This window comes from Acetobacter sicerae, assembly GCF_011516765.1.
In the GTDB taxonomy this organism is placed as follows: Bacteria; Pseudomonadota; Alphaproteobacteria; order Acetobacterales; family Acetobacteraceae; genus Acetobacter; species Acetobacter sicerae.
Window position 1 is genome coordinate 34,709 of record NZ_JAAABN010000006.1, and the last position, 19,647, is coordinate 54,355.

The 19,647-nt window shown below is 57.3% G+C and carries 20 protein-coding genes and 1 pseudogene; 11 read left to right on the top strand and 10 right to left on the bottom strand.

Annotated features, from left to right (window positions below; all coding sequences use genetic code 11):
* Positions 1-12: 12 nt before the first annotated feature.
* The 8 genes from GVI59_RS08255 to GVI59_RS08290 form a co-directional block, all read right to left on the bottom strand.
* On the bottom strand, positions 13-1,254 hold the full coding sequence (locus tag GVI59_RS08255) for a tol-pal system YbgF family protein (RefSeq protein WP_173573813.1): 1,242 nt from the start codon (positions 1,252-1,254) through the stop codon (positions 13-15).
* Between the two features lie 4 nt (positions 1,255-1,258).
* A complete protein-coding gene (locus GVI59_RS08260; protein WP_173573814.1) occupies positions 1,259-1,693 on the bottom strand; it encodes an ExbD/TolR family protein in 435 nt (144 codons plus the stop codon).
* A 117-nt stretch (positions 1,694-1,810) separates the two neighbouring features.
* The gene (locus tag GVI59_RS08265) at positions 1,811-2,233 is read right to left on the bottom strand and encodes an ExbD/TolR family protein (protein ID WP_173573815.1); all 423 of its coding nucleotides are present in this window, start codon (positions 2,231-2,233) and stop codon (positions 1,811-1,813) included.
* Between the two features lie 2 nt (positions 2,234-2,235).
* Complete coding sequence (locus GVI59_RS08270) at positions 2,236-3,207, bottom strand: MotA/TolQ/ExbB proton channel family protein (RefSeq protein WP_173573816.1); 972 nt, start codon at positions 3,205-3,207, stop codon at positions 2,236-2,238.
* Positions 3,208-3,270: 63 nt separating this feature from the next.
* A complete protein-coding gene (locus GVI59_RS08275) occupies positions 3,271-3,933 on the bottom strand; it encodes an energy transducer TonB (RefSeq protein WP_173573817.1) in 663 nt (220 codons plus the stop codon).
* Positions 3,934-4,461: 528 nt separating this feature from the next.
* Positions 4,462-5,593, bottom strand: a protein-coding gene (gene prfB / locus GVI59_RS08280) for a peptide chain release factor 2 (RefSeq protein ID WP_173573818.1) whose coding sequence is annotated in 2 segments (ribosomal slippage) — positions 4,462-5,523 and positions 5,525-5,593 — 1,131 coding nt in all. Because the reading frame shifts where the segments join, the coding sequence is not laid out codon by codon here.
* A 397-nt stretch (positions 5,594-5,990) separates the two neighbouring features.
* Positions 5,991-8,903: a penicillin-binding protein 1A gene (locus tag GVI59_RS08285; protein WP_242013022.1), complete on the bottom strand. Its 2,913-nt coding sequence runs from the start codon at positions 8,901-8,903 to the stop codon at positions 5,991-5,993.
* A gap of 137 nt (positions 8,904-9,040) precedes the next feature.
* The gene (locus GVI59_RS08290; RefSeq protein ID WP_173573820.1) at positions 9,041-9,523 is read right to left on the bottom strand and encodes a glutathione peroxidase; all 483 of its coding nucleotides are present in this window, start codon (positions 9,521-9,523) and stop codon (positions 9,041-9,043) included.
* Positions 9,524-9,927: 404 nt separating this feature from the next.
* Here GVI59_RS08290 and GVI59_RS08295 point away from each other — a divergent pair, with 404 nt between their 5' ends.
* From GVI59_RS08295 to GVI59_RS08305, 3 genes are all read left to right on the top strand, one after another.
* Entirely contained in the window at positions 9,928-10,464 is a 537-nt protein-coding gene (locus GVI59_RS08295) for a hypothetical protein (RefSeq protein WP_173573821.1), read from the top strand.
* 23 nt (positions 10,465-10,487) lie between these two features.
* A complete protein-coding gene (lpxB, locus tag GVI59_RS08300; RefSeq protein WP_173573822.1) occupies positions 10,488-11,696 on the top strand; it encodes a lipid-A-disaccharide synthase in 1,209 nt (402 codons plus the stop codon).
* A 98-nt stretch (positions 11,697-11,794) separates the two neighbouring features.
* Positions 11,795-12,340 carry a hypothetical protein gene (locus tag GVI59_RS08305; RefSeq protein ID WP_173573823.1) on the top strand — a complete coding sequence of 182 codons (546 nt, stop codon included), beginning with the start codon at positions 11,795-11,797 and terminating at the stop codon, positions 12,338-12,340.
* A gap of 41 nt (positions 12,341-12,381) precedes the next feature.
* Here GVI59_RS08305 and GVI59_RS08310 read toward each other — a convergent pair whose 3' ends face one another.
* Positions 12,382-13,008 carry a copper chaperone PCu(A)C gene (locus GVI59_RS08310; protein WP_338422083.1) on the bottom strand — a complete coding sequence of 209 codons (627 nt, stop codon included), beginning with the start codon at positions 13,006-13,008 and terminating at the stop codon, positions 12,382-12,384.
* 230 nt (positions 13,009-13,238) lie between these two features.
* Here GVI59_RS08310 and nrdR point away from each other — a divergent pair, with 230 nt between their 5' ends.
* From nrdR to thiL, 3 genes are all read left to right on the top strand, one after another.
* Positions 13,239-13,709, top strand: coding sequence for a transcriptional regulator NrdR (gene nrdR, locus GVI59_RS08315; protein ID WP_010665891.1), 471 nt, complete (start codon positions 13,239-13,241; stop codon positions 13,707-13,709).
* A gap of 88 nt (positions 13,710-13,797) precedes the next feature.
* Positions 13,798-14,406 carry a transcription antitermination factor NusB gene (gene nusB, locus GVI59_RS08320; protein ID WP_173573824.1) on the top strand — a complete coding sequence of 203 codons (609 nt, stop codon included), beginning with the start codon at positions 13,798-13,800 and terminating at the stop codon, positions 14,404-14,406.
* On the top strand, positions 14,390-15,400 hold the full coding sequence (thiL, locus tag GVI59_RS08325) for a thiamine-phosphate kinase (protein ID WP_173573825.1): 1,011 nt from the start codon (positions 14,390-14,392) through the stop codon (positions 15,398-15,400). Before nusB ends, thiL begins: the two co-directional genes overlap by 17 nt.
* A 318-nt stretch (positions 15,401-15,718) precedes the next feature.
* On the opposite strand, the gene GVI59_RS08330 is transcribed toward thiL, so the two are convergent.
* Entirely contained in the window at positions 15,719-15,919 is a 201-nt protein-coding gene (locus tag GVI59_RS08330; RefSeq protein WP_173573826.1) for a hypothetical protein, read from the bottom strand.
* Between the two features lie 6 nt (positions 15,920-15,925).
* Here GVI59_RS08330 and GVI59_RS08335 point away from each other — a divergent pair, with 6 nt between their 5' ends.
* The 5 genes and pseudogenes from GVI59_RS08335 to GVI59_RS08350 all read left to right on the top strand — a co-directional run bounded on the left by GVI59_RS08335 (position 15,926) and on the right by GVI59_RS08350 (position 19,587).
* A complete protein-coding gene (locus GVI59_RS08335; RefSeq protein WP_242013023.1) occupies positions 15,926-16,465 on the top strand; it encodes a hypothetical protein in 540 nt (179 codons plus the stop codon).
* Entirely contained in the window at positions 16,465-17,490 is a 1,026-nt protein-coding gene (locus GVI59_RS08340) for an isopenicillin N synthase family dioxygenase (RefSeq protein WP_173573828.1), read from the top strand. Before GVI59_RS08335 ends, GVI59_RS08340 begins: the two co-directional genes overlap by 1 nt.
* Positions 17,491-17,548: 58 nt before the next feature.
* A pseudogene (locus tag GVI59_RS19450) lies at positions 17,549-17,788 on the top strand (LysR family transcriptional regulator); the annotation flags it as partial.
* A 51-nt stretch (positions 17,789-17,839) separates the two neighbouring features.
* Positions 17,840-18,541: a substrate-binding domain-containing protein gene (locus GVI59_RS08345; RefSeq protein ID WP_242013024.1), complete on the top strand. Its 702-nt coding sequence runs from the start codon at positions 17,840-17,842 to the stop codon at positions 18,539-18,541.
* 68 nt (positions 18,542-18,609) lie between these two features.
* On the top strand, positions 18,610-19,587 hold the full coding sequence (locus GVI59_RS08350; protein WP_173573830.1) for an ABC transporter substrate-binding protein: 978 nt from the start codon (positions 18,610-18,612) through the stop codon (positions 19,585-19,587).
* Positions 19,588-19,647: the final 60 nt, after the last annotated feature.

Sequence of the window (19,647 nt, forward strand, 5' to 3'; positions counted from 1 at the left end):
GCTGTGCCGAGTTTATTTACTGGAGACGCTTTTCAGCTTCAGTATCCAGAGCTGGGCGATATCATGCGCCGCGTTGTCGCCTTCAACCGTCTGGAAAGTCGCGATGGCGTTCGCCGTCTGACCGGCGTCCATCTGGGCTTCTCCCAGTCTCAGCCGTGCCATGCCAACGTCAGTCACGCCTTTTTCGATCGCCTGTTTCATAAGGGATAGTCCCTTATCAGCCTGACCGAACGAAACGTAATTATAACCCACGAACAGAAGCTGATCGCCCGTCTTCGCCTTGGCAGCGGAAGCTTCGTCGGTTGCAAGCGATGCCTGCTTCTTGTCCGCTGCCGCACTGATGAAGTTACGCAGCTTCACCTGACGGTCCGCGCCTGCTCCCTGCCCCAGAACGCCAAGCGTGTAGCCCTGCGACATGATGTCCAGCCCCACGCGCGGCAGCCCCATCTGGGTGGCAATTTCAGCAGCATCGATAAAATCAGCGGGCTGTTTCAGGTTACCGGCAGCCAGACGGATACGATACACGTCAAGCTGAAGCGCCGAAGGCAGTTTGTTGTTGGTGACGAGGCTGTGCAGCAGCTGTTCCCAGTAATCCGGCTTCGGATAATACGTGGCCAGCAACGTATAGGTGTGCATCTGCCCGGCCGTATCCTTGAGCTGCGTCTGGCAGGACGCCAGCATGAGCAACTCGTTTTCGGACGGCAGTTTTTTCGCCTTCAGCGTCTCGTCGACCAGCCTTTTCTGCACACGGGCCGCGTTGGCGTAATCCTTCTGGAGGTAATAGGCCTGAATGAGATATTTCTCGATATCCGCATTCGGGCCGATCTCTTTCAGGTACCGCTCGAACCCGGCGGCGGCCGCCGGATAATCCTTGGCTGTATAGGCCACAGTCGCTTCGGCCTGAAGCAGCTGCGCCTTGGTGTCACGGGGTGTCCGCGGAGAGGCGATCAGCTTGTCATAGGATGACTGCATCACCGCCCGGTCACCCGACTGCGCCGCGATGGCGTCCCGCATCTGCTCGATCACATAAGAATCATAGGCACTTTTGCCCGACACGCCGTCAGCAGTGGTCACGTTCTGCATGGCCTGCGTGTAATTATGGGCGGAAAGCGCATTTCCCGCTGCCTCAAGGGATTTTGCGACAGCCGGATTCAGATTGTCCTCGGCGTGACCGGCGGAAACAGCCGTAAGACAGAGAGGCACAAGACAGAGGGCACGAATTGCGAACGGCAGACGAATGAACCGCAATGTCATGACCTTACTGTCCTCCCATGAACTGGTCCTGCCCGACGATGCCGAGCTTCCTGATGCCCAGGCGCTGCGCATCGGCAAGAACATGGGCTACCGTCTTATAATCCGCAAGACGGTTCGGGCTAATATGCATTTCCGGCTGTTCGGGTTCAGCAGCAGCGGACTGGAACAATGAAACGAGATCATTTTCATTGGCGACGGGGATACCGTTCCAGCTGACCGAATTGTCAAAGTCGATGGCGACAGTGACGACCTTGTCATTCTGCTCTGTCGGCGGTGGTGGATCTCCCTGCGGCAGATTCATCGAAACCGACTGTGTCTGAAGCGGAATCGTGATGATCAGCATGATCAGGAGAACCAACATCACGTCAATCAGCGGTGTGGTGTTGATATCGACGATACCCTCGTCTTCGTCGCCTCCGGAACCCAGATTCATACCCATGGAAGAATCACTCTCTCAGCTGAACCCTGCATCGCCCACAATCATACAATGCGATGCAGTTCATTGGTAATAAACGATACTCACACCTGATACGCGCAGATCATCTCAAGGGACGCCTCAGTTATGAGGCGCCTCGATAATGAAATCGACCCGCATCACACCCGCTTCCTGACAGGCGGCGACCAGTTTGCCGACTGCCTCGTAGCGGGCGCTGGCGTCGCCACGGATCATGATCTGCGGCTGCGGCTTCTTTGCCGCAACCTTTTCCAGCCTCGCCATCAGGTCCGCATGATCACGGATGGGAGTCTGGTCCCACCAGGCCTGACCATCCGGCGTGACCGCCAGAGTGATGTTGTCAGGCATGATCTTGCTTGGCTGATTGACGTCTTTAGGCAGGTCAACCTTCACCGAGTGTGTCGCCACAGGAATGGTGATAAGGAAGATGATGAGGAGAACAAGCATGACATCCACAAGAGGTGTCGTGTTGATATCCGAGAGGACGGTGTCCTCTTCATCTCCTCCGCCTACGGACATCCCCATGATCAGGCGCCCTGAGCAGGAGTGGAAGTGCTCTTGCCCGGACGGACAGAGCCATGACGGAAACCACCGATCATGATGGACTGGAGATCGGCTGCGAAGTTGCGGATGCGCTCCATGGCTGTCTTGTTGCGACGGACAAGCAGGTTGTAGCCGAGCACGGCAGGAACAGCTGTGCCAAGACCGATCGCCGTCATGATCAGGGATTCACCCACCGGACCTGCGACCTTGTCGATGGAAGCCTGACCGGCGATGCCGATGGCGGTCAGCGCGTGATAGATACCCCACACCGTTCCGAACAGACCCACGAACGGGGAGGTTGAACCGACCGTTCCAAGGAAAGCCAGACCACTCTGAAGATCGCTCTGCACGGAATCAACCGCACGATGGATCTGGGAAGATGTCCAGTCGGTCAGGTCGATGGACTCCTGCATCGTGCCTTCGTGATGTTCAGCGGCAACAATACCGGTGTCTGCAATGTAGCGGAACGGTGACGTCGCTTTCAGAGCGGACGCGCCATCCTGAAGCGAGGGCTTGGTCCAGAAATGCTTTACCGCATCACGATCAGCCGCAAAAAGCTTCGCCTGCTCCAGGAACTTGGTGATCATGATGTACCATGTGCCAAGCGACATCACCACAAGGATGAGCAGCACGGTGCGCGCCACGATATCCCCGTTCCCCCACAGGGCGCCCAGGCCATATGGATTTTCAACAGCCGTCGTGGCGGCGGCATGCGCGGCGGGCGCCTCGGAAGGAGCAGCAGGCGCTGGCGCATCTGCCGGGGCCGGGGCCGGGGCTGGTGCAGGAGCCTCTGCCGCAGGAGCGGCCGGGGGCGCAGCGTCCGGAGCGGGAGCTGATGCTGCAGGAGCCTCCGCATCCTGAGCAAGCGCCACCACCGGAGCCGCGGTGCTCAGAAGAACAGCCAGCGACGGAATGGCCAGCGCGGAATAAGGCAGACGGCGTAGCAGTCGGATCATCGAGTCAGTGTCCTCATCTGGTAGAACCATAGCATTATTGAAGAGCCACGGTTTCAAATACAGTCAGTTATCACTCAGGCTGAAAGTAATCGTATAGGTGTGATGGAATTCCTTGACCGGAACACCATTGGCTGTAGCTGGCTGGTAACGGGACCTGCGGACATACTGAAGCGCCGCAGCAGCGAAGTCCTGACCGCCTTTCACGCTCGTAACCGTACAGTTGTCGGTCGTGCCCGATGGCTCCACGTCACAGACAAGTGTGACATGCCCTTCCCGCCCTTCATCCTGCGCTTCCTCAGGATAATGCAGTTCGACGCGGTTCAATGGCGTGGAACCAGCCAGATGATCCGGCACCGGCGGTCCGACAGGAGCCTGCACCGGCGTTGTCGGCGTGACCTTTGCCGGCGGCATAGGCTTGGGCGGCGGCGTATGCGTCACATGATGCACCACCGGACGCGGTGGCGGCTGCACCTTGATCTTCGGAGGCGGCACATACGGCGGAGGCGGCGAAGTCATCTGCGGTGGTGGTGGCGGTGGCGGCGGTGGCGGTGGCGGCTTTACCTCCGGAATAACAGTCGCCTTGAGCGGGGGCTGTATGACAGGCACCGACACCTTATCTTTCCAGGTAAAATAGACCACGCCCAGAATCCCACACACCAAAGCAACACCTGAGACGCCAGCAATCTTTAATGTCGGGTCACGTCGCTGTTGCGCGTAGTCCAGCATACTCGAAACTCTCCCTGGTCTGATGTCAGACGGCTCGACCTTGATGCATTCCTGCGACAACAGACAACGACCCGACCTGCCTTCGCCTTTCGGCGAAGATCAACGGGACGCATCTGCGAGGCATCTGCATTACCGTGATTGGGCTATCGACGCGAGCAGATGTCAAGATGCCAAACCTCTCCTTACACAAATCATTTCCCATGCATTTATCCTGCACAATACAGAATCCTAAATGTTTCGATTTCGATATGTTAATCGAAAGAGTTTTCTGGCGGCAATAGGCAACCTTGCCCAAGCCGCCCAAAAATATAACGTCATACATTATATCTATATCGCTTCAGAAAAGCTGGGGCGACAGCCTCTCTACGACGGAAAATTTCTCCGGAAGCAAACGCCTGATCGCCCGATAAAAATTCCGGCATACGACAGAAAACCTTTGTCTCAATCGAGACAAAGGTCGATGTAAATTTAATTTTAAGGTGAAAAAGGCAGGTTTCCGACAGACAGGTCGGAAACCTGCAAGACTTTTTACTGAGCGGAGGCGCTGGCCTCGGAGCGGGTCGCTCCGACACGGGCAGCCAGAGAGGCCGCCATGAAGTCATCCAGATCACCGTCAAGCACAGCGTCCGGATTGCCCTTTTCAACGTTCGTACGCAGATCTTTCACCATCTGATATGGCGCAAGAACATAGGAACGGATCTGGTGACCCCACCCGATATCCGTCTTGGCCGCTTCCGTCTGGGCAGCGGCGGCTTCCCGCCTCTGAAGTTCAGCCTCATACATACGGGCCTTCAGCATCCCCATGGCTGTCGCACGGTTACGATGCTGGGAGCGGTCCGTCTGACACGCCACGATGATACCCGTCGGAACGTGAGTGATACGAATGGCGGACTCTGTCTTGTTAACGTGCTGTCCACCCGCGCCGGACGCACGGAACGTATCGACCTTCAGGTCGGCTTCATTGATCTCGATCTCGATGGTGTCATCGACCACCGGGAACACCCAGACCGAGGCAAAGGACGTCTGACGACGTGCCGCCGCATCGAACGGAGAAATACGCACCAGACGGTGCACGCCCGCTTCCGTCTTCAGCCAGCCATAGGCGTTTGGACCGGAGACCTGAATCGTCGCCGACTTCAGTCCCGCCTGCTCGCCTTCTGAACTTTCGATCATGGTCAGCTTGTAACCATGCGCCTCAGCCCAGCGGCTGTACATCCGCAGCAGCATCTCGGCCCAGTCCTGAGCCTCTGTGCCACCAGCACCTGCGTTCACTTCAAGATAGCAATCATTCGAATCCGCTTCACCCGACAGAAGACTTTCCGTCTCCCTGCGCTTGGCCTCCTCCGCCAGACGATTGAGCGTCTTCATGCCGTCGGCGACCATATCGGCGTCGCCCTCTTCCTCGGCCATACCGATGAGTTCGAGTGTGTCCTCGACCTCATTTTCGAGGTTCTGAACGCCCTCGATCTGGTTGGCCAGAAGCGTACGCTCGCGCATCATCTTCTGCGCGGCCTCGGCATCATTCCAGAGGTCCGGGTCTTCGGCCCGGTTATTCAGTTCGGCAAGTCTGCCCTGTGCGACATCCCAGTCAAAGATGCCTCCTCAGCAGCGCAACCGACTGCTTGATCTGCTCGTTGAGCGCTTCTGTCTCGGCGGACATGCGACCGTGACTCCGTCTTTCGGGGTTAATCTGAATGGGGCTGAATACAGGCAGGCGACGCGGCTGTCATCCCTCGGAAAGAAAACGGAGCCCGTTAAATCCGCTTCAACTCAAGAGACAAAGAATAGCGGCAATTTCATCCGTTCGGCAGAAAAAGGCTGCCTGCAGGAGCCTCTGGGACGAAACCCGCGTAAAAAACCTTAGCCGCCGCACCCTGCTGACCGACCTACCCCACGAAAGGCTCACGGGAAGGAAGCACTGACAATCTTCCTCCGAATATGCGACTGCTTTATCCCGCCGAAGCGGGAGAGTACCGACTACGACAGACAGGAAAAATCGTCAAAGATCCTGACTACATCGCTACGTGGCTACTGAGCGCGACATCTCCCTCTGCGCCTCAGTAAAGACCACCCATACCAATATCTCCGCCGGACGGCTGCTGGGCAGGCGCTTGCGCCGGAGCCGGGCCTGCACCCTCCCCACTACTGACAGCACCTCCACCGGATGGACCGCCCGCAGCTCCCCCAGACGACATATCGCTCTCGGAATCAGGCAGATTTTCCGCACCCGTATCCGCAGCGGTCAGCTCTCCCGTTCCGGGGCTGCCTGCGGCAAAGCTGGAACTGCCGCCGGGCACCTGATCGTTCTTGAACGCATCCACCGTCACCCCACGCCCGGTGTCATAACGCACAAGCGTCACACCTTCCGGCACGGGGAAATCAAGTTTGGGCCGGCCTTCCAGCGCCACCTTCATGATCCGGTTCCAGATTGGCCCTGCAATAGTGCCGCCGGTCTCGTTCTTGCCGAGTGACTGCGGCTGATCGAACCCGATCCAGACGACCGTAACCAGATCGGCAGAATAACCGGCGAACCAGGCGTCATTGAAGTCCTGACTGGTGCCGGTCTTGCCCGCGATCGGATTGTCTATCCCCTTGCCCGCCTGCACACCGGTGCCGCGCTTGATGACGTCCTGCATCATCGTGGTGATCTGGAAGGCGCTGGCCTCGCTGCTCACAGCCGGACGGGTGTCCGTCAGCGCTGGCACATCCGCCTCGCCCACCCCCTGCACAGCCGTCCCTGCTGGTGGCTGTGAGGAATGTGCAGCATCACCGTCCTGTCCTGCATCAGGGAAAACGGCGTTCGGTTCATTTCCGGCCGGAGCCGCGCCCTGCGGCTGAGCGGCAGGGGACAGGGCCAGACCTTCTGGCCGCCACAGAATATGACCGTTGCGATCCTGCACATCGTCAATAAGTGTCGGCGTCACCTTGCGTCCGCCATTGGCGATGGAGGCGTAGGCTCCCGCTTCCCGCAGCACCGTTGTTTCCACAGCGCCCAGAGCCGCTGGCAGCACATGCGGCATGTTCTGCACCAGACCGATATCCTCGGCGATTTTGGCGACGCTCTTGATGCCGATATGCGCGGCGAGACGAATGGTGACGAGGTTGCGGGACTCTCTCAGAGCGTCGTGCAGTGTCGTCGCGCCCCAGAAATCCTTTTCGTAATTGTTCGGATGCCAGCTTCCGTAGGAAACGGCGGAATCATCGAACTTCTGGGATGGGGAAATCCCCTGCTCCATCGCCGTCAGATAGACGAACGGCTTGAAGGACGAACCCGGCTGACGCATCGCCTGCGAGGCCCGGTTGAACTGGGAAGATTCGAACGACCAGCCGCCCGACATCGCCAGCACGCGTCCCGTGTGGACATCCATCGTCACGACCGCACCTTCAACGCGCGGGATCTGTCGGATTGCGACGCGGCCGCCTTCGGCCTGCGGCTCGACCATCAGCAGATCGCCGGGACGCAAAGCCCGATAAACGTGCATCCATCCCAGATCCTTCGCCAGCAACGAAGCGCGATGAGGTGCGCCGCTCTCAAGCCAGCCGACGCTGCCATTCCCTGAATCCAGCACAACCGCCAGACGCCAGCGATCCAGCATGCCACTCGGATGCGGCGCGGCAGCCAGTGCGGCGCTCCATGTCGCTTCATCCTGCGCGGTGCTGCGCGTGACGGCGTCAAGATGCCCCACAGCGCCACGCCAGCCACCGTGGGAGCGGTCATAGGTCATCAGCCCATCCCGCAGCGCCGCCGTGACAGCAGTCTGCAACGCGGGATCGAAACTTGTATGCACATCCAGACCACCCTGCATGGTCTGCTGCACACCATATTTCTCGATCAGCTCACGACGGACTTCTTCACTGAACCACTCCGAGCCGGGAGCCGGGCCGGGCCGCCGGAAGCTTTTCGTAGCGAGCGTCTCCTGTCGGGCCGCCTCGGCTGACTGGGCGTCAAGCCAGCCGAGTTCCTGCATACGATCAAGAATCCAGTTGCGCCGGTTACGCGCCGCGTCGGGGAAACGGTAGGGATTATAGTTTGTCGGAGATTTCGGGAGCACCGCCAGAAATGCGGCTTCGGAATCATCAAGCTGATCGAGCGGCTTGTTGAAATAGGCCTGCGACGCCGCGCCGATACCGTAAGCGCCGTCACCCAGATAAATCTCATTAAGATAGATTTCGAGAATCTTTTCCTTGGGCAGAACCTGCTCCACACGCAGGGCCAGCAGGGCCTCCTTGGCCTTCCGCTCCATGGACAGGGCGTTCGAGCCCAGCAGCATGATTCGGGCGACCTGCTGGGTAATGGTCGAGGCCCCGAGCGGTCGCCGTCCCTTGCCACGAGAAAGATCCGTCAAGCCCGCACGCAGAATGGCGACCGGATCAATACCTTTATGGGACCAGAACTTCTGGTCTTCAGCAGCGAGGAAGGCGTTCTTCACGCGATCCGGGATGGCCGAATACGGCACAAACACCCGTCGTTCCGCCGCAAGCTCGGCGATAAGGCGGTCGTCACCGGAATAAAGGCGGCTCATCACCGGCGGCTGATAGGATCGCAGCCCCTCGACGGTGGGCAAATCTGACACCAGACCGGCATATTTGTACCAGACGACTACACCTGCCGTCGCCGTCCCAAGCAGCAGCACGGCGACGGTCGTTCCCAGCAGATTCCGCCACATGCGAAAACGCGGACGACGCGGCGGACCGCCCCAGAATGGTGGCTTGCCGCCCCCATCGCCGCCGGAACCACCGCCATCAGAGCCGCCACCACCATGGCCGCCTTCCAGTCGGTCATCGGAAGACACACGCAGATCACCGCCATTCCGATCACCGGAAAGACCTGTAGCCTGCACCACCAGAGCGCCCCACGGCCGTGCGATGGAGCCGCCAAGCACACGGCTCCATCCCTCAGAATACTGCGGGAAACCGGCAAGGGCCTGATTTCGGAAGATCGACTGCGAAAAAAGCGGGCGGGATATCATATACGGGTCTCTATCACCGTCACGGGATGCCGTCGCCCCCGGCATAGCTGGAAAACGGCAGGAATTCTGGTTCGAACTTATGGCGGTTTTATGGACAGACTTGACGGAGACGAATGTCTCCCCGTCAGCGCGCGGGATCAGCTTCCCAGCACGACACGATTGACGGCGTCATGCACACGGCCGGAGGTGGGAGGGGTTATACTGGAGAACCAGTTTACAAGCTGCCCTTCCCGGTTGATCAGATACTTGAAGAAATTCCAGCGCGGACGGGCGAAAAAGCCGCCCTTGTCCGCCAGCCAGTGGAACAGCGGAGTGGCTTCCGCTCCCTTGACGTGACAGCGCGTCGTCATTGGAAAGCTCACGCCATAATTGCGGGCGCAGAAGGTGGCGATCTCGGCGGCGCTTCCCGGTTCCTGCTGGCCGAAGTCATTGGATGGGACGCCAACGACGATGAGTTCGTGAGCCATTTCCGACCAGAGCGACTGAAGACCTTCATATTGCGGCGTAAACCCGCATTTCGACGCCGTGTTGACAATCAGGAGTGGTTTTCCACGCCAGGCCCCGAGATCAACGACACCTCCCTCAAGACCGGGAAGGCTGAAATCATAGGCGCAGGACATTTTTCCGGTCTCCGTTGGCTGAGGTGTCTCATTTTCCTGCCCTTGTCTCCGCCACTTGTCGAGAGGAGCACACAACAGAGAGTGCAGAATTTGTGCCTGAGCCCTCCCCGGAAGCCGGGATGCCTGCCGACACTTCCGTCAGAGCAGATTGACGGCAACGCCTGTTCCGGGAGTGGCTTTCAGGGCACGGCAGAGACGCAACACTGCGGAAGGAAATGAACCGGTCAGATGAAATGCTTTCTTCTGGCAACCTCCGGGCTTCACAAACATTCTTGCAGGAGATGAAAAGAGATGAAACAAAGGTATCTCCTGCAAGCGACAGCAGCCTTAACGGCCTGCCCTCTCTGCCAGTCGGTCTGAAAATGCCCGTTGTCTGTGGGAAACGCCGAATAAGGAGTGCGACCTTGACCCGACATTTTCTGGCCGCGACCATGATAATCACCGTGACCGGCTTTGGCATCGTCCCGGCAAAGGCGGCGCAGGCCACGTCGACGCCCGCAGAAAGTGCGGACAAGGTCGCCACGGATACGGTCGCCCCGAACGCCGACAGCACTGACCAGATTGTCTTTCGTATCACGCAGGCCAATCTCGGGCCCGGCTATACGTGGGGCAACGGCGTTCTGCATTTCAAAAACACTGACTACGCCATCCGCGTGGCAGGCGGCGGCGCTCCAGCCATCGGCTACTCCAATGCCTGCGTACAGGGCTCCGTCACCGGACTGGCCAATGTCGAGGATTTCGACAGCACTTTCTGGGCCATCAATACCGAAGCATCTGCCGGCAGTGGAACCGGCAGCATGGCGCTTCAGAACCACCGCGGGACCGAACTGCACCTCAACGTCAAAAGCCACGGCGTGCGTCTGTCCGCCGCAGCTGAGCGTCTTCGGTTTCATGTTCTCGGCCCTGCCCAAAAGAGCTTCGACAGCCAGCGTTGCTCCTGATCAGGTCCGGATAGCCTTCCTCCATGACTGACGCCCCCCTGATCTGGCTTCTCGCAGGAGAAGCCAGTGGAGACGTGCTGGGTACACGTCTGATGGCCGCTCTGCGGAAACAGCGGCCTGATGTCCGCTTTGCGGGAGTGGGCGGCCCGCGCATGACCGAGGCCGGTTTGATCAGTCTTTTTCCCATGAAGGATCTTGCCGTCATGGGGCTGGTGGAGATTCTGCCCCGCATACGGTCGCTTTCCCGCCGCCTTGACGAGGCCGTGGCGCATATCGAGGCATTGCAGCCCGATCTGGTTGTGACCATCGACAGCCCCGGCTTTTCACTCCGGCTGCTACGCCGGATCGCCCCGCTGCGTATTCCGCGCATCCAGTATGTCGCGCCGCAGGTCTGGGCGTGGCGGGAACACCGTGTGAGAAAATTTCCCGGTCTGTGGGAAAAGCTTCTTGTTCTGCTTCCATTTGAGGAAACCTTCTTCCAGAAGCATGGTCTTGATGCGCATTTCGTCGGCCATCCCGTACTTCAGTCGGAAGCCGATAGAGGTGACGCACAGCGGTTCCGAAAACAGCATGGCCTTCAGGACACGGCTCCCGTCCTGATCCTGATGCCCGGCAGCCGACGCTCGGAGGCGCCGCGTCTGCTACCGGTTTTCGGCGCGATGCTGGTTCTGCTTAAAAAGCGGATGCCAGACATTGTGCCGGTCATTCCCGTTTCTTCGGTCGTGGCGGATACTGTCAGAAAAGCGACGGCCCTTTGGCCTGTGCCACCGCTGATCGTGACGGAAACCACCGAAAAGCATGATGCTTTCGCAGCGGCCAGCGCGGCTCTGACAAAGTCCGGTACATCGACGCTGGAGCTGGCTCTTGCGGGCGTGCCCATGGCTGTGACCTATCGCGTCAATCCGCTCACCGCGGCCATCGCCCGTCGCCTCATCCGTGTTCCGTATGTCGCCATGGTCAATCTTCTGGCGAAAAAGGCGCTGGTCCCTGAACTGCTTCAGGAAGACTGCCGGGCGGACAAGCTGGCGCGAACGGTCATTCAACTCATGACCGACCCGCTCCTTCAGGCCCGACAGAAAGAAGGGTTTGCAACCCTGCTCACCGGCCTGCACGCACCGGGGGCCGCAACGCCTGCAGATGCAGCCGCCACTGAAATTCTGACGCTCCTTCAGGAAGACGCCGCCAGCCCGACTTCACTCCATTCTGATGGCTGCCCCCCGGAGCGGGCATAGTGCTTCGCCTCACCTCTTGTTACAGTATGTAATATTCCTGCCTCATTCAGAGAACAGGAAAACTATAAGACCATGACAAGAAACAGTATCAGGGATTTATGATGAAGCGCGTAGCTTTCGCAGGTTTTGCCGTTCTGTCTCTCGCCATTGCGGCGAAAGATGTACACGCCCAGAGCGCTGTCCCGGCGGACCAGCAGTCATTTGGTTCTTCCCTGCTTTCCGGCGTACGCCAGGCAGGTCAGGACGCTGTCAATCAGAGCGTTACAAACACGCGGTCCAATCTGGAAAACCGCGCCAATTCCTACAATCAGAACATTTCCAATCGTGAAAAAGCTCTGAGTGACAAGGTTAACGGCTACCGTGACAGTGTCAGCAACCGTGAGAAAGCGCTGAGTGATCGGGTCGACAATGCCCAGAACAGCGTGAACAACAAGGTTAATGGTTACCGAGACGGTATAACAGAGCGCGAAAAGGCCCTCACCGATCGAGCCACCAATGCCCGAAACAATGTGAACAATAACATCAAAAGCTATCGGGACGATGTAAACAACCGCAGAGAAGACATCGACAACTCCTACAAGGCCAAGAAGTCACAGCTCAAGGCCACCAGAGACGCTGGCAAGTCACTTCTCGGCAACTGGTAAAGCAGCAGGCTGACAGGTCTCCCCTGTCAGCCTCAGCCCATTTACTTCAATTTGCTGTCGGATGATCCAGCTGGTCGGTGCGTTTTAGGAGCACGGACCTCGAAGCTGACGGTTTTTTCAGATCCACCCAGAAAGTGAAACTGAACGGGAACGCTCATTCCCTGATTTATCATCTTTCCTTCAGCCACCTTGCAGACAAGGTGATATCCCCCCGGCGGAAAGACCACCATCTGCTTTGCCGGCAGGGTCAGATGCGTGAATAGCTGCCGCGTCAGCGTGCCAACTTCCAGATCGGAATGATAGCCGAACATCGCCGAACAGGACGATGACGAAATCCGGTCGACCAGATAGGACGTGTCCGAGTCATTTTCCAACTCAAAATAGGCGGCAACATATTGCTGTCCTACCCCGACATGCTGCATCCACGCGCTTTTTATGGACACATCATCAGCAGCATGCTCTTGCCCGGGCACATCTGCGGCGACGAAACGAGGCTTGCCGGTTTCAGTTTCCAGTTCGTCCTCGTGAGGAAGCTGCGTTGAGTCCGCATGCACCGCGGAAGCGAACAAAAGCACGGAAACACCAAGGGCGCTCGCCAGATAACGTCCCAACACCGCACCTTTTCCCGTTGCTCTGATGTTTTTCCACGAAACATACAGATTTCTCACACCCCACTCCTTTCCGCATGCCCGCGTCACTTTTATCCGGTTCGCGTCAGCGCATGTGCGACTCTGCGAAAACTGCCCGGGTTGCGGGTGGGACTCCCGGGTGATTTGGCGGTATACCACTGAATTATGAAAAACAGTTCCTGCGTCCCGGTCGCAGGAGCCATGAAAGCGCCGGACAAGGTCGCCATTATCGCGACGCCCGGTCAGCATGAGGTCAGGAACAGTAGATAATGCGGTGCCCTTTCTGCAGCGAAGCCGAGACTCAGGTGAAGGACAGTCGTCCGGCGGAAGATGGAACGTCCATCCGCCGTCGTCGCGCCTGTGCGACCTGCGGCCAGCGCTTCACAACCGTTGAACGTGTCCAGCTTCGTGAACTGACCGTGGTGAAGGCCGATGGACGCCGGGCCCTGTTCGATCGGGAAAAACTCTCCCGCTCCATCCGGATCGCGCTCCGCAAGCGCCCGGTCTCGGAGGAACAGATCGAACAGATGGTCAGCGGTATCGTCAGACGGCTGGAAGCTTCCGGAGAAAGTGAGATTTCGACCACACGGGTGGGAGAACTGGCCATGGAATCGCTCCACGCGATTGACGCAGTCGGTTATGTCCGTTTTGCCAGCGTGTACCGGGACTTCCGTGAGACAAAAGACTTCTCGGAAATTCTCACCAGCATCGATGACCGACGCAAGCAGACAACTAAATAAGACATCAATGCTCCGAAGGGCTGGACCTTGCGCCTCAAAGGCGTCATTTAGCGCCCCCTTGGATAACCATTTGGCAGGAGGCACGATCATGGCCCATTCAGACGACCGACTGAGTCCGGCCATGCGTCCGCGCACCGCCGCCCGTGTCGCCGCCGTTCAGGCTGTCTTTCAGATCGAACAGGGTAATGACACCGCAGACAGTGTCATCATCCAGTTTGTCCAGCACCGTCTGGGCACGACGCTCGCTGGCGAGACCTTCGACGATGGTTTCATTCCAGAAGCCGATGTGACGCTCTTCACCCGCCTCACCCGTCAGGCGGAAGCCGGTACGGAGCATGTTCATGAGTTGCTGGCGGAAGTGCTGCCGCCGACCTGGCCGGTCAAGCGCCTTGATCCGGTGCTCCGTTCCCTGTTTGCTGTCGCGATTACCGAGATGGAAGAAAAAGGCGCACCGCCGGTCAACGTCATCATCAATGAATATCTTGATGTTGCGCACGGCTTTTTCTCTGGCGATGAACCCAAGCTGGTGAACGGCGTTCTGGATGCAGTCGCCAAGCGCCGGGCAGCCGCGGCACAAGGCGTAGCATCCAGCGAAGAGCCGAAAGTGGAGGCAGAACTGTCGGAGGATGGTCCTGCGGATCATGCCCTGACGGAAGCCGCCGCAGAAACGGACCATTCCCATGACGGACAGGCCTGACCTCACTTTCTCCACGGACAGCCTTCCACAAACGCTTCCGGACGAATTCTCCTTTATCCGCCGTCATTTCCGTCGCCTCGCCGGAAAGGACGCGCTGGATCTCACCGACGACGCTGCGGTGTTCACGCCGCCGTCCGGAAAGGAACTGGTGATCGCCGCCGACGCCATGGTCGAAGGCGTGCATTTTCTTCCCGATGATCCGCCGGACACCATTGGCCGCAAGCTGCTGCGCACCAATCTTTCCGACATAGCGGCGATGGGCGCCAATCCTTTTGCATGGCTGCTGACGCTTGCCTGCCCCAAGACGGACAGTCGATATAACGACGCCTGGTTCGAGGCTTTCTCGGACGGACTTGCCGAAGATCAGGCGCTGTTCGGCGTCTCTCTGCTCGGCGGCGACACGACGTCTACACGCGGCCCTCTGGTTCTCTCTCTTACCATCCTTGGCGACGTCTCACCGGGGCAGGCCCTTCGACGCAATGGCGCGCAGGAAGGTGATGGGCTCTGGGTCACGGGCACGATCGGAGACGGAGCGCTTGGGCTTCTGGCGCTTCAGGACAAGGTTGCTGACCCCACAGGCTGGCTTACGGAGCGTTATCGCCTGCCTCGCCCCCGCCTTGGGCTGGCCCTATCGGGCATCGCTCATGCCGCCATGGATGTGTCAGATGGGCTGGTGCAGGACACCGGGCATCTCGCACGGGAAAGCGGGCTGGGAGCGCGGCTCAATGTCGATAGCGTGCCATTGTCAGACGCCGCACGGAGTGTTGTCACCGATGATGATGGCCTCGCTCTCTGCCTGACCGGTGGCGATGATTACGAACTGCTGCTGGCTGTTCCGGATGATCAGACGTCTGCTCTGCTGGCCCGCTGTCGGGCGCAGAAGATTGCTGTCACCCGGATTGGAGAGTTTGTGAGTGATCAGGCTGGCGTTCAGGTTCTGCGTCATGACGGTTCACTTTTCCCGCTACGTCATCAGGGCTGGAGCCACTTCTGATTTGGCAACAGTTGCTTGAAACCGAGAAATATCCGTCAATACATTACTTAAAAGAAGAAGAAATATATTTAACAATATAGTTTTATACTACAAATACACCTGTTTTTTCATCAGAAAAACCATTTCCAAACCAGAAACTTCAATTTTAAAGAGTTGTCCTCATAGATCATATCTATGAAATCTATTGACCATTTATACGTTACGATTCCATTATGATATATGAGAAAAAGATGACCACAGGCGGTGTTCAGGTAAGAGACCCCAATGGATTGTCGAGAAATCACCAGATCAAAAATCGCTATCCCTAGTCTCGTTGGATTATGGACGCGAAGCCTTATTGAATGGACCGACGGCAGGCGTGACGAGAGCACGAAAGTCTTCTGGCTGCAGGGGAAAAACCATTTTATTGACCTGCGCCAGCCAGCTGCCCTGCCTCGTTTTCCAGACAGAAAATGTCGTGACGATCTGACACGCCAAGACTGCCTCGCCTTGTCCCGACAGGAAGGGTTCGCGGGTCATCTTCAAATGACCGGCGATGCTTATGAATGGGTTCGTGTGATCGACTATCAACCCGCCCAAAGTCTGGCTGACGCAGGGTTTCTTCATTGGCAGAACACGACCCTGATAGAGACTGGTAGGGATTTGCCTTACACCGAACACTGGAACCGTGAAAAAGGCTTCACCTCGTCAATCCCATTACATCTTCAGCTTGAGGATCGGACAAACGGTTGCCGGGCTGCTTTTCTCATGGTCGGACGTGATTTCATGTTCGCCAGAGAGCGAACTGTTTCCATTCCTCCGGGCATGACGCTCCACGAAGCGGTCAGTCAGGCGTCAAATGAAGAGCACGCCCGCCAGTTGGTCGATTGTGAAATCTCTTTTGGCAGCATTGCTGAAGCTGGCGGACCGCTCCTCATCCACAACTCAACGCTCCCCTGGAAAACAGGCACGCTCTTCCAGTTCGACCTGTCAGGCGAAACCATCGTCACAATTCCCGATATCGCGCCCAATGGAAAAAATCTGACACGCAGGTGGCATCGGGTACACACAGAAGGAAACTGCTGATGACCAGTACTTTCACGACGATACCTGTCATCGATATTTCCGGGCTGTCCGGCACTTCTGAACAGAAGCAGACTGTCGTTGAAAATCTCGGTGATGCTGCACGCCATGTCGGTTTCATGTACATCACCGGTCACGGGATGGAACCTTCCCTGTTCTCCAACATGCTGCGTGAGACGAAAGCCTTCTTCGACCTCCCCATCGAAGAAAAAATGGCTCTTTATATTGGAAAATCCTCCAACCATCGTGGATACGTCCCGCAGGGAGAGGAAGTTTTCCCAAGCGGCAGCAAAGATCTCAAGGAAGCCTTCGATCTGTCGCTGGACCTGCCTTCCGACGATCCTGATTATCTTGCAGGCAATCCCCTTCTCGGCCCCAACCAGTGGCCACCCATTCCGCAGTTCCGTGAAATTATAACAGCTTACTACAACAGCGTTTTCAATGTCGGTCGTCGTCTTATATCAGCATTCGCCCTGGCGTTAGGGCTGGATGCTGATGCGTTTGAGAAGAGCCTGACCAGACCTCCCAGTCAGTTACGGCTGATCCATTACCCTTATGATCCGACAGCGCATGATGTCGCTGGCATCGGGGCGCATACCGACTTCGAATGTTTTACATTGCTACGGGCAACCGCTCCCGGACTGGAAGTCATGAATGGTCAGGGAGAATGGATTGATGCGCCTCCGGTCGAAAATGCCTTTATCGTCAATATTGGTGACATGCTGGAACTGCTCAGTGGTGGAGAGTTTATCGCAACGTCACATCGCGTTCGGAAAGTAAAAGAAGAACGCTATTCCTTTCCTCTATTTTTCTCTCTGGACTATGATGTACGGGTGCAGCCGCTTCCCGGGCGGGAAAATCCTGCACTCCCGGCGCAAAGTCTTGTGGCTGGCGAGCATCTTTTTGCCCAGACAGCACAGATATTCACCTATCTGAAGCAGCGCCTTGCGGATGGATCGCTGGTCTTGCCAGACTCATCGCTAGCGCTCTCCTCTTTCGGACAGGAAGCACGCCATCCGAATGCGTAATATCATGATGGTCTTTTCACTGTTTCTGTAGGTGACACTCTTTTCAAATCGGAACGGGATGAAAGTGAAAACACAAAATGTGGTCTCTCCCACAGAACAGACGCTCAAGGCTTTCATCCGTAAAGTTGACTGGAATCTCTGCCGGGATTTTCTGTCTATTGTTGAATATGGAGGTATAGGCGCCGCTGCACGGGCAACTTCACGACAGCAGCCAAGCCTTAGCGCCGCACTCAAGCGATTTGAAAATCACATCGGTTTTACGCTCTGCTCCCGGTCAAGCCGGGGAATAGAACTTACACCATCAGGAAAGGTTGTTTTCGAACTCTGCCGGGAAATGGCTGGTTGCGTCATGGCGATCCCTCAGCATGCGGCGGCGGCTGCAGGGTGCATCGACGGCACTCTGCGGCTCAGCATGGTTGCCGATCTTGGAATTCGCGCTGTCGATGACGCCATCATCATGTTTCATGAAATCTATCCAGCGGTTTCCCTTCACATTGATGTCGCACCATGGCGGGACACCATCGAAGCTGTCGTAAGAGGAGATGCTGATATCGGCATAAGTTGCGACAATGCGCCCCGCGACAGCCTTCGCTATGTTCCCATCGGGCGAGAAGAGCAGCAGCTTTACTGTCATGCCTCTTCCCGCATTTTTCAGGAACTCACATCCTGCTCATCTGATCTCAGGCAGTATAAGCCGCAGGTTTTCTCAAAATATAATTTTGTTCTGACCGGCAATGATGAACCGCAGGAACTGTTCTCCTTCCGAAAACGCCATGGGCTGGGCCGCCATATCGGTGGACAGGCTGACACGCTGAGCGAGGCGCGGCGACTGATCCGTCTGGGAGTGGGGATCGGTTTTCTGCCAACAGATTTTGCGGCGGGAGATGTCCTGAGCGGACAACTGATCCCGCTTCTACCCGAGGATATTCTGCCACGTTACCCGATCTACATGATCACCCGCGCAGAGACTCCCGACGGCACTGCGGCATCCCTGATCGTGAACGTCATCATTTCAAGAACGGCAGGAAAGGAGATGCAGAAAAGCGCCTGAATCACATTCGTCTCTTCTTATCAAAAATTCGTCACGTGCCGTCCTCACCTCCGACAAAAGGAACTCTCATGAAGTTACGATCAGGACTTAAACGTCTCGCTCTGGTCCTCGGCCTGTCCCTTGCCACACTGGGTTCCGCGCAGGCCGCTCCCCTACAGATCGGCTTCAGTGACTGGCCCGGTTTTGTGGCCTGGCAGATTGCCATCGAGAAAAACTGGTTCAAGGAAGCCGGCGTCGATGTCAATTTCCAGTGGTTCGACTATAGCGCCTCACTGGACGCTTACACCGCTGGAAAGCTCGATGCCGTCGGCACAACCAATGGTGATACGCTGGTGACAGGTGCGTCAGGTCGAAAAAGCGTTATCATTCTGGTCAATGATTATTCCGACGGCAATGACATGATTGTCGCTGTTCCCGGCATCACATCCCTCACCGAACTGAAGGGAAAGAAGATTGCCGTGGAAACAGGTCTTGTCGATCACCTCATGCTTCTGACGGCCCTCAAACAGGTCGGGCTTTCAGAAAAAGACGTGACGTTGGTGAATACCAAAACCAATGAAACCCCGCAGGTTCTTGCCTCGGGCTCGGTCGCGGCCATTGCCGCCTGGCAACCCAGTTCGGGACAGGCTCTTCGGGAAGTGCCGGGTTCCAAACCACTCTTCACGTCGCGGGAAGCGCCGGGACTTATCTATGATGTTATGGCTGTCAGCCCGGAAAGTCTGAAAGAACACCGGGAGGAATGGAAACGACTCATCTCGGTGTGGGAACGCGTCGTAGCCTACATCAAAGACCCGAAAACACGTGATGACGCCGTCGCCATCATGTCTGCCCGCGTGGGTCTTCCTCCTGCAAGCTACACAAAGCTTCTCAAGGGCACTCATCTGCTGACCATTGAAGACGATCGCGAGATTTACAAAAGAACCGAAGGTCTTTCCTCTCTTCTGGGATCTACCCGTAACGCCGATGCGTTCAACGTCCGTTACGATGTTTACAAAACCCCGCAGAACGTTCCGTCTTACCTCAATGCAAGCCTGATCCAGCCATAAGACGCCCACTTCAGGTCCGGCCTGCGCCTCAGATGCCTGAGGTCAGCCGGACTGTTTTGT